We start from the raw sequence: 1071 nt of genomic DNA, 5'->3' as shown, positions 1-1071 counted from the left end.
TAGGTCGAGCCGTTCTTCCATAGCGAATGCATAAGAACGGCGATCTTCCGAGCCACGGCGCAGACGGCTCGGCGCAGACCACGACGTTTGGCGATGTTTATTCCCCATGCCCGCAGCTTGCTCCACTTCTGCGAGCGCGTCAGGACCGCCAGACCTGCCTGATACAGGACTGCCCTGGCTGAGGCGTCGCCCATTTTGGATATGCGGCCGTTCCGATCTGTCTCGCCGGAGGCATACTTTCTTGGCGTCATCCCAAGATGAGCGCCGACATCTCGTGACCGGCGGAACCGGGCTGGATCGTCTATGACGGTGCGGAATGTTGCGGCCACAAGAACGCCTACACCCGGTATCGACATGAGCCTCAGACACGCCTCGTCTGCCCGCACAGCCTTGATCAGCTGGCGGTGCAGGACCATGAACTGCTCCCGAAGCGCTGTTCTCGCCACCAACAGCGGTTCAATCAAATCCATCAGCTGCGGCGCCGCTGTCAGTGCCTCGCGAACACGGCTCTCAAAGCTGCCATGGGTGATCCGGCCAGAAACCTTGATCCCGAAAACCCGCAACGTCCCGCGGATCACGTTGTCCATGTCGATCTGCTTGTCCAGGAGCGTCTTTCGGTTGGTCAGAAGCATCTGCATGACTTGGGACGGCTTCGACTTGATATGAACCTCGGAATACCATCCGACGCGCATGGCGGCGGCGATGGATCGGGCATCATTGCGATCGGTCTTGATCGGCATGATCTTGGTCAGTGCCCTGAGCTTGCGAGGGTCAATGCAGATGGCGTTCAAACCGCCTGCCCGGAGACCTTCCCGCAACCAACGGGACACGCCGCCAATCTCGAGGCCGGCTCTGCTAATGTGAAATGGCTGGCGTCCGAGCCAGTCCAGGATACTCTCGGGATCGGACGGCACAGCGCCCTCTGCTACGATCGTCCCCTTCGCATCCACGACGCAGATCGCTGTTTCCTTCAGTGACACATCGAGTCCGGCATAGTATTCCATGACTTCCTCCATGATGAAGAGAGCAGAAGCGTGAGGCCAGAGCTGCGCTGCTGCAATCACCCCATCT

At 59.6% G+C, this 1071-nt stretch carries 1 protein-coding gene; it reads right to left on the bottom strand.

What is annotated here, in order from left to right:
* Positions 1 to 1004: IS110 family RNA-guided transposase (locus OC184_RS20335; RefSeq protein ID WP_265508967.1), on the bottom strand; the 1004-nt coding region annotated here is incomplete at its 3' end.
* Positions 1005 to 1071: the final 67 nt, after the last annotated feature.

It is taken from the genome of Paracoccus rhizosphaerae, assembly GCF_026162645.1.
GTDB lineage: Bacteria > Pseudomonadota > Alphaproteobacteria > Rhodobacterales > Rhodobacteraceae > Paracoccus > Paracoccus rhizosphaerae.
This window is presented reverse-complemented; position numbering and strand designations above follow the sequence as displayed.